The following is a 15,945-nucleotide window of genomic DNA, read 5'->3' on the forward strand; positions in this document are numbered from 1 at the left end:
CCGTCCGGTTCCTCAGAAAGGACCTTAACTGAACGGCATTACCGCCTCGGCGGGGTTTTTTGTTTTCTGTCGGCTTGCGCTGCCGGCGGCGCGTGGGTTGCCCGCCGGGAGGTCCGCCGCTCTCCCCGCCTCCCGCCTCCCGCCTCCCGCCTCCCGCCTCCCGCCTCCCGCCTCCCCGCCTCCCGCTTCCCCGCCTCCCGCTTCCCCGCTTCCCCGCTTCCCCGCTTCCCCGCCTCCCCGCTTTCCCGCTTTCCCGCTTTCCCGCTTTCCCGCTTTCCCGCTTTCCCGCTTTCCCGCTTTCCCGCTTTCCCGCTTTCCCGCTTTCCCGCTTTCCCGCTCCCCGTTTTCCTGCCTCCCGGCTTCTATGCGCCGGTCCTGGCGCTTACTTTCCTATCCACATGCCGCCCGCAGAAACGGGTACGCCTTGCTGCAGTGCAAGCTGCGGGCGCCATCCGCCCGCTAACGCAGAAACGGGTACGCCCGTCGCCATAAAGCCTCTTCCCAGCGGCTCGCAACAACGCAGAAACGGGTACGCCTGGTGCCAGAACGCCACCTGGCGTGGGTTCGCACAGCCCGCAGAAATAGGTACGCCCGGTTCCACCGCGTTACCAGGCTTGCTCGGATCATGGGGCGCCGGTAACAGCCGGACGCCTAGATATCCACACGACTACGCCGCGAACGCCACGCAGAAATGGGTACGCCTCGTATTGCAGCGCACAAGATCCGTTCAGCCAAAAGCTTGAAACGAACGCTCGCAGAAACAGGTACGGCCACCACAAGTGCGTGGATGCCGCCTGTCGCGCAGAAACGGGTACGGCGTCCGGGGTTTCCGGACATTTCCGACTTGTTGGGATGAAGCGCAGCCCCCGACTGGCTCGCAGAAACAGGTACGCATGGATGAGGGGCGGCACACTCATGTATACGTTGAGTGTGAGCGCTAGCTTTTCCTATGAGGCAGATATATAATAGAAACTTGGCAGTACATCCATCCGCAACCCCACCCCTTCAACGCAGAAATGGGTACGGATGCAGGTACAGAGCCCGAGATCTCACCGCAGAAACGGGTACGGGGGCCAACGCCCGGCGCACAGGTCTGCGGGCGCAGAATTGGGTACGCCGCAGAAACGGGTACGCAGAGGCAAAGGCGCAGCCGTTTTTCTCCGCCACGCAGAATCAGGTACGGTTTCGGCCCATTCACCGCAGAAATGGGTACGCCGCCGGCGCTGGGAGGCCGAGGGCGATCCAGGGCTCGAACCCTTTTCTGCGTGGATAACCCATGTCGCAGGCCGCGCGACGGCGCAATCCGGCGGTAAACCGGGCGTAAACGGCGTATACCGCCCGGGTCGCCGCAGAAACGGGTACGCTTTGCGCGGTCTGCGTTGTGGAAAAGCCTGTGGAAACACGGGGTTATCCCCGCAGAAACCAGTACGCGCGGTCCGCAGATACAGGTTCGGGGCGCCGCAGATACGGGTTCGGCCCTTCGCAGAATCGAGTACGGTTGTCCGCAGATTCGGGTTCGCAAGGGTAGTTTTTTTCCTTACGAATCAAGGCGCTGAACTTCACGTATACGGTTTACAAGTAGTTAACCCGTATCGGTATCGTTTACTGGTAGTCACAGGGTTGCGCACCGTGGACAACCCTTGCGGGTTGCCCACCGTCCGCCCCCCAGCTACCAGTCGTGAGAGTCCCCGCACGACAAAACCGAGGCAAGCAAGACCAAACCTCAGCGTACCTGTTTCTGCGTGACAACTTTTGCGGCTTCGAGTACAAAGGCGGGTAATCCGAAGCACGCCAATATGCCCATCAAACGCTCCCCGGCCGCCACGGGGGATCGAAGTGTCCTCGACGTGGATGCCGAGCCCTCCCGCATCATTGTTCCCGGCAACGAGAACATCCTGGTTCCGTCCGAGAAATTCCAGCGTCTGTTTGACGAGGCGCAGGCCATGGAACGCGAAGACGCCTGGCAAAGCGGCGAAGTTGGCTTCCTCAGCCGCGCCAGCGTCCAGGTCACGCTGCCATATCGGGCGCCCAAGGGCGCACCGCCGGTATGGATGCGTACCAGCGGCAATATCTCGCTGATGATCCAGCCGGGCTACTTCACGCAGCAGCGCTCTGAACGCGCCGCCAACGGCCGCCAGAAGCTGGTGTCGGAGACCGTCTCGCTGGGCTATCCCTATGGCTCCTATCCGCGCCTGATGCTTGCCTGGATCGGCAAGGAGATCATGGCGAAGAAAAAACGGGGTGAATTCACCGGGACGGTGGAAGACCGGCGTATCTCGCTGGGCAATTCGCTGTCCGAATTCATGTACAACCTCGGTATCCCGATGGCCACTGGCGGCAAGCGGGGCACCATGACGCTGGTTCGCCAGCAGATGATCCGGCTGTTCTCCGCAACCATTGCGATCGTGCAGAACAAGTCGACGCCTAGCCAGAATCAGAACCCGAATCACGAGCCGCTATCGATCGACCGTGTGGGCTACCTGCTGGCCGACCAGTTGTCGACATGGTGGGACCCGATGCAGCCGGGGCAGGGGTCGATGTTCGAGAGCTTTGTGGTGCTGTCCGAGCCGTTTTTCAACGAACTGGTCAACCGACCGGTACCGGTGGACATGCGTGCACTGAAGGCGCTGAAGCAGTCGCCGTTCGCGCTGGACGTTTACTCGTGGCTGACCTACCGGTTCTTCACGATCCAGCGGCGCACCGAGATCCCGTGGGAAGCCCTGCAAATGCAATTCGGTACGGAAACCGAAAGCGAGCGCAAGTTCCGCGCGCTGTTCCGCAAGGCGCTGAAGGACGTGCTGGTGGTCTATCCGGGGGCCAAGGTCGATGCGGATTCGTCCAAGGCGCTGATCCTGCAGCCGTCCCGTACCAGCGTGCGCAAGCTGGGCTGAGTTCCTGGCCGAATGGCCAGATGCAAAAAAGGCAAGCGTTGAACGCTTGCCTTTTTGTTTGTCCGCCGCGGCAGGTTTGCTGCAGCGGGCAAATCAGCTGGATCAGGCCGGCTTGATGGCCGAAGCCTGCAGGCCCTTCGGACCCTGCTTGACTTCAAACGTCACGCGTTGCCCATCCTTCAGGGTCTTGAAGCCAGAACCCTGGATTTCGGAGAAGTGCGCAAACAGATCTGCACCACCATCGTCCGGGGTAATGAAGCCAAAGCCCTTGGTCTCGTTAAACCACTTGACCGTACCGGTTGCCATAAGAGTTCCTTTTCGAAGCAAGTTCTAGTACACCACGCAAACAACCGTTCAAGCACGTTGAGTTCTCGTAGATACCGAACGGAAGCCGACGAGGTTGACACGACTTGACTCGACTGTAGCGCGCATCATAACCACTTTGGATTGCGGTGTCATGTGCGGCGTAATGCGCACTACAAATACTTTAGACATAGGGGCGGGCGCATTTCAAGCAAATTTATTGTCGAACGCGACCTCTCCTGCAAAAAGCCGGGACGACGCTCCGCTGCACCTTAATAAAATATTTGTAAATTTGTAAAACGGTTGAAGCGTCACCTGGTTTTGGCTACAGTTGCGCCTTAAGAGTCAACCGCGCTTTCAGCGCTGAAAGAGAGGTCGCAGTGGCAGCCAAAATCATTACCGTTTTCAACCAGAAAGGCGGTTGCGGAAAGACCACGGTCAGCATGCATCTGGCGGGAACACTCGGCCTGCGCGGTGCCCGATCCATGCTGGTCGACATGGACGAGCAAGGCACCGCCACCCGCTGGGCTGCGCAGGCCAGCGATGAGCGCCCGTTTCCCGCGTCGGTGATCGGCCTGGCGCCCTCGGGCGGCGCCATGCACCGGGAGGTTCGGAAGTTTGTGCAGGACTACGATTACATCGTGGTCGATTGTCCGCCTGCGGTTCACTCGGCGGCGCCATCCAGTGCGCTGCTGATTTCCGACCTTGCCATCATCCCGGTAGTGCCGTCGCCTCCGGACCTATGGGCGGCGGTCGCCGCTAAAACGCTGGCACAACATGCGCAAGTCCAGAATGAAACCTTGCTGATCCGGGTAATGGCCAATATGGTTCAGCGGCGCGTGTCGATCGCACGGCAGGCGATCGAGATCCTGGGTGACGATGGCGAGGTGCCGCTTTTGAATTCGATGATTGGATCGCGCTCGGCCTTCCGCGAATGCCAGGCGATCGGCTGTACCGTCCATGGCGTTGCCGGAGCGCGTGAAGCGGTACAGGAGGTCGACATGATGGTCGACGAAGTGTTGTCTTTGATTGAGCAATAAGGCATGGCTACAAAACTGAAAAGCCTTAAGGCCGGCATGCTCGCCGGCATGGTGGCGGAGAAGAACCGCAACGACACGCTGGACCGCTTTGCGCGGGCCGAGGCAGCAATTTCGCAGCATCCGAATGGCCTGCTGCAGGGCAGGGCCAACGACGCCGCGGCGGTTTTCAGCGCTGAAAGTGCGGGCGAGATGGCGTCCGGCCGGCAGCTGGTGCGGATTCCGCTGGCGCAGCTCCACGACAATCCACTGAATGCCCGCCGGATCTATGATCCCGCGGTCGTGCAGGAGCGTGCGGCGTCGATCGCCACGCATGGACAGAAGACCCCCGGTCTCGCTGCACCCGACCCCTCGCGTCCCGGCCACTACATCCTGATCGACGGCCACTACCGCAAACGAGCGCTGGCTTCGGCCGGCAAGCTCGAGATGGAGTGCTTTGTCGAGGACGACCTGAGCGACCTGGATTTCTACCGGCTGTCGTTCATGCTCAACGAGCAGCGCTCGGACCAGTCGGCGCTGGACAATGCGATTGCCTGGCGCCAGTTGCTCGATGAAGGCAAGGTTCAGAAGGAAGAAGAAATCTGTGAACTGACCGGGATGTCCGCTGGAACGGTCAACAAGACGCTGGCGCTATTGCGCCTGCCCGAGTCCGTGCTGGGCGTGATGCGCGAGCGGCCGAGCGCGATCGGCATCGCCGCGGGCTATGAGCTGACTTTGTATTGCAAGCTGGCGGGGGAGGAGCGAACCCGCGAGCTGGCGGCACGGATCATCAACGATGGCCTGTCGAGCCGCGAAGTCGAGGCAATCCGCAAGCACGCGCAGGAAGGCAAGGCGCGCAAGGTCAAGGAAATCAGCCGGCAATACAAAATCCGGACCGACAGCGGCCAGTTGCTCGGAACCATCAAGGAGTGGGATTCGGGGCGCGTCGTCCTCGATGTCCAGCTGGGCGACCGCAGCGCCCGCGAGGACCTGGTCGAACTCCTCAAGGCTCGCTTCGGGCTGGACAAGACCTTGCTCTGATCGAGTCCGCTGAGCGAGTCAGGTGCCGGGGAAGCGGGCTACGAATCACCGCACTCCCGGCGCATCAGGGAGACCGCGGACGTGGCAGGATCGCTCGGCAAGACCCCTGCAGCGTACCCAGTTCTTCGGTGGCGATGCTGCCACCCATATCTACGCCAAGGCAGATGGTCAGCCAAGGCTGTTCATGCCGAAAAGGGTCCTGTTCCGTACAGCCAGACCCTACGGCGAATCTTTCTCCGTACCAACTTCTTCGGCCGATGCCAACGCTGTCTGGCAACGCCGAGCCTCGCGCACGAGGTCACGCGGCGTGCACGCCGGGAAGCTCGCATCCAGCCTCCGATAGCGCGTAATCACCGCCGACAGCAGTGCGTGCAGCCCTCGCACCGAGTAGGGCGGGTGGGTCATGCTGGCGAGCTTGCGCTGCGCCCGCCGGGTGGGCGGCGCAACGGGCGGGCCGAGCAGGGGCACATCCGCCATCGCGGGCATGTCCAGGTCCAGCGCCCGGTCTTGCCAATGGCGGCGTAGCGCGGCCAGCGCCGTATCGCTGAGCGCAAGCCGGTCGCCATCCAATGCTTCGTCCGCCTTCGTTGCCGGCACCCGGTCGAGGATCCGCAGGTCTTTCCAGCGCAGCGCCACCAGCCCGGCAAAGCGGGGCCGGCATTCGCGCAGCAGCGCGACCGCTGCGGCCGCGGCGCGGTAGCGCCGGCCATCGGGCTGGACGCATTCGTTCTCCAGCCAGGCAGTGAAGCGCACCAGCGCCATGTCGTCGACAATTCCCTCGCCGGCAGCGCTGCCCGGGTCAAGGCCGGAAGCCACATCGCCTGCCGCGCGCGTCATCCCGATATCCGTTCCTGTACCCGTTGCCGGTCCGCCTGCTGGCAGCCACCGCGCGGCCGAGGCGTACCCGTTGCGCGCCATCCAGGCCCACAAGGCGCCCAGGACACGCATGCTATGCCGCAAGCTGGCATCGCCCAGCGGCCCGGTAAATGGCCGCCAGGCCCCGACTTGCCGGGAAGCCCGCGGTCCGCACCAGCGCGCCGCCGGCTGCGGGTCCGCAAGAAAGGCCAGGTATGCCTGGCGGTCCTGCCCGTCCAGCGCGGCGAGACCCTTGCGGCGCTCGATCACCGACCACAGCAGCAACCGCTCGGCCTCCTTGCGGTACGCCGCGTACGTGGCGCCGGCAGGGGGCGCACTGGCGTGCAGCCACTTGCGCACCACGTCGACGCCGCTCGCAAAGGGACAGGCGGGCGATGCCCCGGCGTCACCGGCGAGCAGTTCCAGCGGCAGCAGGCGCGGCATGTCCGGTGTCAGCGCGCCGCGCGCCAGCGGCGCGCGGTCACCTACATGCGCGGCCAGCATGGGTTGGCCCTGGGACGTGCGGACCAGGTCGCGATGTTCCGCCAGCCAGCGGTTGATGGCCTGGCCGGCGAGGGCGCCGATACGTGGCACACGCCGCCACCATCCCGTGCCGCGGGCATTTGTCAATGCGATAAGTGCCTTAATAGTAACAATATTGGCTTTGCGCAGGCGGCGTGCCAGTGACGGCCCGAACCACAGTTCCACGCCATGCTCCGCCCGCGGCGGCGCCGTACCGAGCCGTTCCAGTTCCGCCAACGCATCCACCCGGCGATCCATGCCGCGGTTGGAACGGCCCGGACCGGACACCAGCAGTTCGCCCAGGTCGGCGCGGCCATGGAGATGGGCGAGCTGGACCATGCGGTCGCGCAGACCCAGCAGGGTTCGCAGTGCCGATTCGCCGGCATCGTCGTCATCGCCGTCGTCGGCAAGGTAACGGCCGACGACCAACGCTGCCGGCATGCCCTGGACATAGGCGCGGACGGCGGCGAATTCGCTGCGGGTCAGGCTGACGGCATGCGATCCGGGCAACATGGGCAGGGGTGCGGGAGCGTCGGTGGGGGAGGGCACATGGCTTACGGCAACTCCTTGATTTATAAGGCACTTGAACTCAGGCCAAATCCATCCGGCCAGAAATGCACAGCAAAGAGCAATGCCGATAATTTTATGCGAGGTAAGCGGCATTCCGCCAGTCCCCGGGCCACCCGAACACCCGTTTGTCGATCTAAGCTCGCTGGCAGGGTCGCAGTGGGCCGCCCGTGACAGCGTTCCGGGACGGAGGGACCCCCCTTCGGGAATACCCGCTGCAATGCAACAGAGGCTTGCTTTCGACGCCCCTGTTTCATAAGCTGAAGATCAGAATTAGATTCTGTTAAATTTGATCGGAAAGTTGCTAAAGCGTTAGTCATGAACTGCGCGGGTCCGGCACCAGCCGGCCAGACTCGGTTCGAACGGCGCAAACGGGGCGATTCGGCACTCCAAGGGAAGGGACGGGCACGGCAACCGACGGGACGCCGTACCAGGCCAGGAACAAGCCGGATCGTATGGATCGACGAGCCGCAGCATAGCGGAAGGCGGTCCAACAGCAAGAACGGGTTTGTCGCAGGACCTGGGCTTGCCGCAATAAGAAGGAGAGCGGCCATGGCCAGCATCCTCTTGATCGAACACCATCCACTGCTGCGCCTGGGTCTTCGCCACCTTCTGGCCCAAGCGCATCTCCCGGGCGACCTGATCGATATCGATCCGCTCGCGCCGATCGACCCCGATCTCTGGCTGGTAGACGCCGACTTGCTGGTGTACGGGCTACCGCACGACGCCGCGGCAGGCTGGGCCCAGCTCGACGACCTGTGCGAGCGCCTGCGGCCCCGGCGCGTGCTGCTGCTGACCGAGCGGCCCGCCGCGGCACTGTCACGGCCGGCGCTGCCGGAGTCCATACGTGGCTGCCTGCACAAGGCCGCCAGCGCCGAAGCGCTCGACGCCGCGGTGCGGCTGGTGCTGGCCGGTGGGGAGTGCTTCCCGTCGCTGCTGCTGTCCGAGCCAGCCAGCGGACGCAGCGACGATGCCGGCACGCTGGCCATGTCCGCACAGTCCGCACCGGCCGCGCCATCCATGCCGTCCGGTCACGCCGATGCCCCGGTGGTGGTGCCGCTGCATGCGTTGCGCGGCGAAACACCGGCCACGCCGCCTGTGTATACGAGCGAAACGCCGTCGAGCGGCGCGCATCTGCTCAACATCACCGAACGGCAGTATGAGGTACTGGCCCTGCTCGCGCGCGGCTATCCGATCAAGACCGTCAGCCGGATGCTCAATATCTCCGTCGCCACGGCCAAGACGCATGCCTGCACGCTGTACCAGCGGCTCCATGTACGCAACAAGGGCGAAGCTGTCTACGTGGCGCTGCAGCGTGGCGCCACGCTGGACTGGGCCGGCCCGCCGGCGGTGCGGCCGCTCGGCGCGTGCCGGGCCGCCTGAAGCCCCCCTGCATGACCGTTCTGGGGTGCATCGGTTGCAGCCATGCCGGCGCCGGTCGGATCCGGTGCCGCGGCCATCCCCGCAGGTCATCCATTTGACGTGGCGGCCTCCGCCAAAAGCATGAGGCGGTGCCGGGGAGCGCTTGCTACGTTGACAGGGAGGCGTTCGCCGCCGCCTGCCGCGCGCCATGCGTCAGGCGCCCAACGGCAGGGCGCGCTCGCCGCGAGGCCCGCCATGTTTGCCACGGCGGGCCATCCGGCCACTTGACCTTCTGACCCCGGGCCCATCCCGCCGCACCGGCCGTGGCCTCCATTGCCGATTCGATGCCGACCTACCTGATCGCCAGCAACGAAATGATGTGCCGCACCCTGGTGCGGCGCCTGGAAGCGCTGGGCCTGCCGCGCCCGATCCGGTGGCGCGCGCCGCATTGGCTGCAGGATGGTGCTGCCGGCCGGCAGCGTCATCCCGATGCGGACGAGCTCGGCAGCGACCCGGCCGATGTCGCGCTGATCGATTGCAGCGGGCTGGACGGCGACCCGCGCAAGCTGCTCGAACAGATGCAGGCCCGGCTCGCGCCGCGCCGCTGGCTGGTGTTGTCGGACCGGCTCGACGCGACGCTGATCGTCCACGCCGCGCTGCTGGGCGCGAGCGGTTGCCTGGCGGTGCCGGCGCCTGCCGAGCTCGTCTGTGCCGCGACCGCGCTGGTGTGGGCTGGCGGCCAGTGCTTCCCGCGCATGGCCCTTTCGCTGATGCAGGCCACGCCCTGCGACAGCGTTGGCGCCGCCTGAATCTGCCCGTCCCTCTCTTGCTTCCCTCCTTCGGCCACCACAGGATTACAGCCTGCGGATGAGGGCGTTCTGTGCGCGCAAGCACTATGCTTGAGATGCCCGGCGTCCGAGCAGCCCCATTCCAAGAGGGCTTGCCGCGCCGGGATGCTAGGGGGTCGTATGGAAGGCGGGATGGAATACCTGGTCGTGCATGGCTTCGCCGTGCGCGAGGGCCGGGGCAAGTGGGCTTGCTGCTTCGAGATCCGGCTGGCTGGTGCGGGCGAGCAGCCGCTGTTGTATCGCGGAGAACTGCATGGTCGCCGCTACGATTGCGAGCATGCCGCAGCGCAGGCCGCGCGTGAAGCAGGACAGCGTGAAGCGGTGTTGCGGGTGGAAAGCCTGCGCGCACTGATCCTGGCGCAGCATCGCCTGCGCCTGCCGGCAGCTACGCTGCCCTGAGCCAGGGCGCCGCGGCGCCCTGCTGTGTTCCGCGTGCCTCGCCAGCGCCAGCGCGAGGTGCGACCACTGCTGCCGTTGTCCTGCAGCAGTGCTGCCTGCCACCAGTCCCGCTCGCCAGCCATTGCCGTGCACCCACAGGGCATGCACATGCCTGCTGGCGTCGCCGCGCTGCCGAACCCTGTCGCGCGCGCCGTGCCATGCCACAAAAAAAGAAGCCCGCCGACCGGGGGACCATGCGGGCTTTGAAGGCGTGCAGGCAATACTGCCCGCCCACACGTCCTCTTGACGATATCCAATCGGCACGCACGCCTCTATCAACCAGAAGCAGCATGCGCGTCACGCATGCGGCTGAATGCCACTAAACCGGCTCAACCGGAACTCAACCTCTGCGGCGAACGGTACAGACGCCTTTGCCATCGGCATGCGCGTCCTTGCGCCACGCAATGACGGCCGAACCTGTGGGCCCGTGCAAGGTTTGTGCGCCGTCCAACAGACTGTCCTGAACCGCGCGCGCCAAGATCGCCATCAAGACCGATGGCGCAAGCATTTGGCTCGGGGCAGGGAGAAGGCGGGCATGACAGCAGACAGTCAGTGCACGGCAGCCGGAACGCGAGCGCGAGGGCGCGCATCCGGCGCGGGCCACGCACACCCGCGATTGGATCGGCATGGCAGGCGCGGAGGTCTCTAGTGTACGGCGACACCAAGATGCGTGGACGTGGCGGGCCTGGGTTGCGTGGCGGCAATCCGGTGTGGTCGCACGTCAACTGCCATGTCGACCTGTGGATCGAGTTGCTGCACGGACTTGAACTGCCACCGGTCGCCGCGCTGCCGTGCGCAGTGCGCCAGGATTTCGAGGCCGATCATTTCACGCAGTGCCGCTTTCCGGTGGCGGACCTGGAGCGGCTCTACGGGCTGACCGCCCATGCGCTGACGCTGTACGACTCGCTCGAGTCGCACGTGGCGGCGCAGACCGCGCGCGGCCATCTCGTCGTGATCGAACTCGACAGCGGCCAGCTGCCGCCGCCGCCCGGCGCGGGCTACCAGCGCCACCGCACGCCGACCTGCATCGCCGTCGACGTGCTGATCCCCCAGGCGGGCGCCGTCGGCTATTACCACACCGACGGCTACCACACCGCCAGCGGCGAGGACTACGCCGCGATCTTCCGGCTGGCACCGGGAGCGCGCAGCGCCGAGTCGCTGCCCTTCGTGCATGCCGAGGTAGTGCGCCGCGATGGCCGGCTGCGCGGGCGCGAGTCGTTGCTCGACGCTTCGCTGGCGCTGCTGCGCACGCACCTCGGCAACCGTCCGCAGCAGAATCCCGTGACACAGTTCCGTGCCGTGTTTCCCGCCCACCTGGAGCGGCTGATGGCGCGCGGCGAGCCGGGCTTCCACCACTACGCCTCGGGCGTGCTGCGCCAGCTCGGCGCCAACTTCGAGCTGCTGGCGCGCTACCTGCGCTGGCTGGTGATGCAGGGACAGGAGGTCCCGGAGAAGGCGGCCGAAGCGTGCTACACGATGGCGTCGGAAGCGATGGTGATGCAGTTCCGGCTGATGCGCGCCGTGATCAGCCGCAAGCCGGATCGCTGCGAAGACTGCCTGGACCAGCTCGAGGCCTCTTACCAGGCCAGCGTGCCGGCGCTGGCCCGGCATTTCGGCGAGTATGCGCCATGACCGCCGCTGCCGAGGCCACGGGCCGGCGAGCCGCCGCCCTCATTTCGGCCGCCGTTCCGTCCGTCGACGTCACACCCCTCACCGCCTTCACCGACGTTGCGGGGCGCGCGCCTTGCGGCCCGTGGCGATGGCTGCAGACGCTGCCCGGCGCGGCACCGTCGCCCGCGGTGCTCGACGATGGCGCGTGCTGGCTGCCGGCGCCGGTGCCCGGTTCGGTTGCGATGGCCATGCAGGCGGCGGGCCGCTTGTGCGAAGGCGCGCCGGTGCCGCTGCACTGCCACGACTACTGGTACCGGCTGCGCTTTGCCGGACACGGACCGCGGCTGCTGCGGCTGCGCGGCCTGGTTCGCGGCACCGAAGCGTGGGTCAACGGGCGCCAGGTGATTGCCGTGGATGATGCGATCGGGCATGGCACTGAACTGCACGAGTTGCACGCACCGCATCAGTTGTACGAGGCCGCGATCGAACTGTCGGGCATGAACACGATCCACCTGTGCTTCCGCGCGCCGCGCGTGCTGCATCCCGCCGCGGCGGCAGTGCGTGGCTGGCGCTGCACGGTGGTGGCCGCCGCCGGCCACCTGGCCGGTTTTCTTCCGCGCGCCTTGCCGTTGGATGAGGTCGGGCCATGCCAGCCCGTCGAATTGCTTGCGCCCATCACGCTCTTTACGCCATTTGCGCCCCTTCCGGCACCGCTCGTTTCCGCCGGCCGCCCCGCGCTTCCACCCGTCTCCGACTTTTGCAGGAGGGCCCGGCACCTGCCGGCGCCGCTGCAGCGCGCTGCACGCTGATTGCGCCGTGGCCGGGCATCCGCTCGGCTTTCCGGCCAACCTCCCGATGGATGAGCGCTTCCCAACCATTCGCCTACTGTCGCAGCGCCTCGCCATGACGCTAAATAGAGTCACTGGCTTGCAGTCAGCGCCGCAGCAGGGTCAACGGCGCAGCCAGGCAGTCGGAAACCAGTCATGCCGGTCCATGCCGGCGCTGAACGGGGACCGGCAAGGCTGAAGCCCGTTTTCCCGAGTGGCGTTCGCCGAGCCGGCTGGACGTTGTTCCCGAAAACGGGTTTGGACAGGGGGTACGAAAAATGATTACGCATCGGTCGGAACTGCATGTCAATCACCTGCTCAGCGCGTTGCCGCGTGGCGAGTGGGAAGCGCTGGCCCAGCATTTCGAGCTGGTCCGGCTGCGCGCCGGGGAGTTGCTCACCGATTCCGGCCAGCGCATCGTCCACGTCTACTTTCCAACCACGGCAGTGGTTTCGCTGCTGTCGCTGCTCGAAGACGGCGCGACCGTCGAGATCGCCGCGGTCGGCCATGAAGGGCTGGTCGGGATCCCGGTGGTCACCGGCGGCGACACCATGCCCAGCCGCGTCGAAGTGCGCAGCCCCGGCCTGGCCTACCGCATTCCCGCACGCATGCTGCGCGCCGAGCTGCCGCGCCTGCCCACGCTGCAGCGCGTGACGCTGCTGTACGTGCAGGCGATGCTGACGCAGATCGCACAGACCGCCGCGTGCAACCGCCACCACTCGCTGAACAAGCAGCTGTGCCGCTGGCTGCTGCTGGCGATCGACCGGCTCAGTTCCAACGAGCTGGTGATCACGCAGCAGGTCATCGCCAACATGCTCGGCGTGCGCCGCGAGGGCGTGACCGAGGCCGCGGGCAAGCTGGAGGACCTGGGACTGATCCACCACAGCCGCGGCCATATCACGGTACTGGACCGCTGCGGCCTGGAGAAGCATTCATGCGAATGCTACAAGCTGGTCAAGCGCGAATATGACCGGCTGCTGCCCGCGCTGGCCAGCGCCTGAACGGCGCTGCCAGCTGCCCCTGGCGGCGTGAGGTGGCCACGCGCGGCGCAGGACGCCGCGCTGATCCCATTTGAGGAGCGGTACCCGTGAGCAGACTGTCATATGCCAGTGCACCGGCGGAAGGTGCGGCCCCCCGGCGCGAAGCCCAGCCCGCCAGCACGCGCCAGGCGCGCGCGCTGATGGACCATATGGGCTGGATCGTCGCCGCGGGCGTTGTCGGCGCCGGCGTCGGCGCGCTGGTGGCGCTGTCCGAGCCGCCGCAATACCGTGCGCAGGCGCTGGTGCAGGTGGAGGGCCGCGACGGCGGCGTGCGCAGCGTGGCGCAGACGCAGGGCGCCGCCGGCTTCGACGCGGGGCTGCTCAAGAGCCGCGCCGTGGTCGGGCCCGTGGTGGAGCGGCTGCGCCTGGATATCACCGCGCAGCCGCTGCGCGCGCCGCTGGTGGGCGCGCTGGTCGACCGCTTTTCCACGCCCGGCCACGTGCGCGGCACCTGGCCCGCAAGCCAGGGCTATGCCTGGGGCGGCGAACGCCTGGTGGTCGACACCATGACCGTGCCCGAGGACCTGGTGGACCAGCCACTGGTGTTCGAGACGCGCCGCGACGGCGCCTACCGCCTTTTCGACCATGACGTGCTGCTGCTCGAGGGCCGTGTCGGGGAGACCGCCAGCGGCAACGGCATCACGCTGCGCGTGGACCGCATCGAGGCCGCGCCCGGCACGCGCTTCGCACTGACGCGGCATGACCTCGCGCGCACCGCCGAGGCCGTGCGCAAGGGCCTCCAGGTCGAGAGCGAAGGCGCGCAGATGTCCGCGAGTCAGGGCAGCGCACCGGCGCAGCCGGGCGGCACGGTGCGCGTGGGCTGGCAGTATGCGGACCGCCAGCTTGCTGCCGAGCTGGTCAACGGCGTCACGCGCGCCTATATCGACGGACAGACCACCAAGCGCCGCGAGGACGCCGCCGGCACGCTGGCCTTCCTGTCGAACGAATTGCCGCGCGTGCAGGCCGAGCTGACCCGTGCGGAAGAGGCGCTGACGCGCTACCGCGCGCGTACCGGCTCGATGGCGCCCAGCCGCGATGCGCAATCGTTCCTGAACAACAGCATGGAGTACCAGCGCCAGATCGCCGCGCTGCGGCTGGAGCGCACACGGCTGCTGCAGCGCTTCACCACCGAGGCCAATGAAGTGCGCATGGTCGACAGCCAGATTCAGCAGATGACGCGCGAGCGCGCCGAGATCGATGCGCGCATGCAAAGCCTGTCGGCCTCCGAGCGCGAATCGGTGGCGCTGACGCGCGACGTCAAGGTGGCCGAGGACATGTACATGGCCCTGCGCACCAAGGTCGAGCAGCTGTCGCTGATGCTGTCCGACAGCTCCAGCCAGCTGCGCGTAATCGACGCCGCGATCGCGCCGGTGACGCCGGTGGGGATCGGCACGTGGCCGTTCGCTTCCGTGGGCGCGCTGCTCGGGCTGTGCCTGGGCGTGGCCGGCATCAACCTGCGCCAGCGCCTGCGCCCGTCGGTGGCCAGCGCGGCTGATGCCGAAGAGCGGCTTGGCATGGCGATGCTCGGCGACATCGCCTTCAGCAACGAGCAGGCCGATCTGGAGCGCCAGATCGAAACCAAGCGCAGCCTGGGCATTGCCGCGGGCTTCACGCTGCCGACCGAGGCGCGCCTGGGCTGGCCCGAGCCGGGCACCGAGGTGATCGATGCCGTGACCGCGGCCGCGCCGGAGGACAAGCGCGCGCGCGCCGAACGCCTGCTGCGCCAGGGCCTGCACGACCAGTACCTGCTGGCGCGGCGCGCGCCGCATTCGCTGGCGGTGGAGGGATTGCGTACCTTGCGTGCGGCGCTGCACTTCGCGCTGCGCGATGCGCCCAATTGCCTGGTGGCGATCACCAGCCCGGCCAGCGGCGCGGGCAAGACCTTTACCGCGGTCAACCTCGCGGTGCTGTTTGCCGAGGCCGGCCAGCGCGTGCTGCTGATCGACGCGGACCTGCGCCGCGGGCGCGTGGCGGACTGGTTCGACCAGCCGGTAGAGCCGGGCCTGGCCGAAGTGCTGGCCGGGCGCGCCGCGATCGCCGACGCGGTCAGGCCGAGCGTGGTCAGCGGCCTGTTCCTGCTCAACCGCGGCGCGGCGCCGGCGAATCCGTCCGAGTTGCTGATGCTGCCGGCGCTGGCGGAAACGCTGCGCCTGTGCGCGGGCCGCTTCGACCTGGTGCTGGTCGATACTCCGCCGGTGCTGGCGGTGGCGGATGCCACGCTGGTGTCCAACCTGGCAGGCTCCACGCTGGTGGTGGTGCGCGCTGACGTAACCGCGGCGGGCCAGGTTGACGACGCCCTCAAGCGCCTCGCGCATGCCAACGCGCGGCTGGCGGGCGGGATCCTGAACGGGGTCATGCCACGGCGCAGCAACAGGTCGGACTTCAATACCATCAATCCCTATCTGGGCATGCCCTTGCCCAAGGCGGAAGCGAAGCGCCCGGCATTGACCAGGCAAGTCAATGGAGCGGAGAAAGCCTGAAGCTGGAGCTCAGGGTCGCGGAACGTGCCAGTTTCTGCGCGACATACGCACGAGCGCATGCAGCAACGCCGGCAAAGTGTTACGCAGAAACGGGTACGTCCGCATCGCGTGACGGCCCTCGGTCGGTGCCGCCTACGCGCGGAG

12 protein-coding genes are annotated in these 15,945 nt (G+C 66.6%); 10 read left to right on the forward strand and 2 right to left on the reverse strand.

The genetic code is table 11. The features are described from left to right. Nucleotides 1-1,796 precede the first annotated feature (1,796 nt). A complete protein-coding gene (locus IPF36_RS11855; protein ID WP_195428021.1) occupies nucleotides 1,797-2,891 on the forward strand; it encodes a replication protein RepA in 1,095 nt (364 codons plus the stop codon). A 102-nt stretch (nucleotides 2,892-2,993) separates the two neighbouring features. Here the strand turns inward: IPF36_RS11855 and IPF36_RS11860 are convergent, their stop codons facing one another. After that, the gene (locus IPF36_RS11860) at nucleotides 2,994-3,197 is read right to left on the reverse strand and encodes a cold-shock protein (protein ID WP_006159056.1); all 204 of its coding nucleotides are present in this window, start codon (nucleotides 3,195-3,197) and stop codon (nucleotides 2,994-2,996) included. A gap of 377 nt (nucleotides 3,198-3,574) precedes the next feature. Here IPF36_RS11860 and IPF36_RS11865 point away from each other — a divergent pair, with 377 nt between their 5' ends. Both IPF36_RS11865 and IPF36_RS11870 read left to right on the forward strand, forming a co-directional pair. Next, nucleotides 3,575-4,234, forward strand: a complete 660-nt coding sequence (locus IPF36_RS11865) for an AAA family ATPase (RefSeq protein ID WP_063237647.1) — start codon at nucleotides 3,575-3,577, stop codon at nucleotides 4,232-4,234. A gap of 3 nt (nucleotides 4,235-4,237) precedes the next feature. Then, nucleotides 4,238-5,251 carry a ParB/RepB/Spo0J family partition protein gene (locus tag IPF36_RS11870; protein WP_133097176.1) on the forward strand — a complete coding sequence of 338 codons (1,014 nt, stop codon included), beginning with the start codon at nucleotides 4,238-4,240 and terminating at the stop codon, nucleotides 5,249-5,251. A gap of 219 nt (nucleotides 5,252-5,470) precedes the next feature. Here IPF36_RS11870 and IPF36_RS11875 read toward each other — a convergent pair whose 3' ends face one another. Continuing rightward, on the reverse strand, nucleotides 5,471-7,291 hold the full coding sequence (locus IPF36_RS11875; RefSeq protein WP_255519746.1) for a phage integrase family protein: 1,821 nt from the start codon (nucleotides 7,289-7,291) through the stop codon (nucleotides 5,471-5,473). Nucleotides 7,292-7,747: 456 nt separating this feature from the next. Here IPF36_RS11875 and IPF36_RS11880 point away from each other — a divergent pair, with 456 nt between their 5' ends. The 7 genes from IPF36_RS11880 to IPF36_RS11910 all read left to right on the forward strand — a co-directional run bounded on the left by IPF36_RS11880 (nucleotide 7,748) and on the right by IPF36_RS11910 (nucleotide 15,801). Continuing rightward, complete coding sequence (locus IPF36_RS11880; RefSeq protein WP_195428022.1) at nucleotides 7,748-8,578, forward strand: response regulator transcription factor; 831 nt, start codon at nucleotides 7,748-7,750, stop codon at nucleotides 8,576-8,578. Nucleotides 8,579-8,880: 302 nt separating this feature from the next. Next, nucleotides 8,881-9,366: a DNA-binding response regulator gene (locus tag IPF36_RS11885; protein WP_368671142.1), complete on the forward strand. Its 486-nt coding sequence runs from the start codon at nucleotides 8,881-8,883 to the stop codon at nucleotides 9,364-9,366. Nucleotides 9,367-9,525: 159 nt separating this feature from the next. Further along, entirely contained in the window at nucleotides 9,526-9,804 is a 279-nt protein-coding gene (locus IPF36_RS11890) for a hypothetical protein (RefSeq protein WP_135703355.1), read from the forward strand. 687 nt (nucleotides 9,805-10,491) lie between these two features. Beyond that, nucleotides 10,492-11,475, forward strand: coding sequence for a DUF1839 family protein (locus IPF36_RS11895; RefSeq protein WP_368671143.1), 984 nt, complete (start codon nucleotides 10,492-10,494; stop codon nucleotides 11,473-11,475). Further along, nucleotides 11,472-12,263: a hypothetical protein gene (locus tag IPF36_RS11900; RefSeq protein ID WP_135703356.1), complete on the forward strand. Its 792-nt coding sequence runs from the start codon at nucleotides 11,472-11,474 to the stop codon at nucleotides 12,261-12,263. The genes IPF36_RS11895 and IPF36_RS11900 overlap by 4 nt, the downstream gene beginning before the upstream one ends. 296 nt (nucleotides 12,264-12,559) lie before the next feature. Continuing rightward, a complete protein-coding gene (locus IPF36_RS11905; RefSeq protein ID WP_133097171.1) occupies nucleotides 12,560-13,282 on the forward strand; it encodes a Crp/Fnr family transcriptional regulator in 723 nt (240 codons plus the stop codon). An 86-nt stretch (nucleotides 13,283-13,368) separates the two neighbouring features. Next, on the forward strand, nucleotides 13,369-15,801 hold the full coding sequence (locus IPF36_RS11910) for a polysaccharide biosynthesis tyrosine autokinase (protein ID WP_135703357.1): 2,433 nt from the start codon (nucleotides 13,369-13,371) through the stop codon (nucleotides 15,799-15,801). The last annotated feature ends 144 nt before the right edge of the window (nucleotides 15,802-15,945 follow it).

The sequence above is a fragment of the Cupriavidus sp. IK-TO18 genome (genome assembly GCF_015549295.1).
GTDB classification, from domain to species: domain Bacteria; phylum Pseudomonadota; class Gammaproteobacteria; order Burkholderiales; family Burkholderiaceae; genus Cupriavidus; species Cupriavidus oxalaticus_A.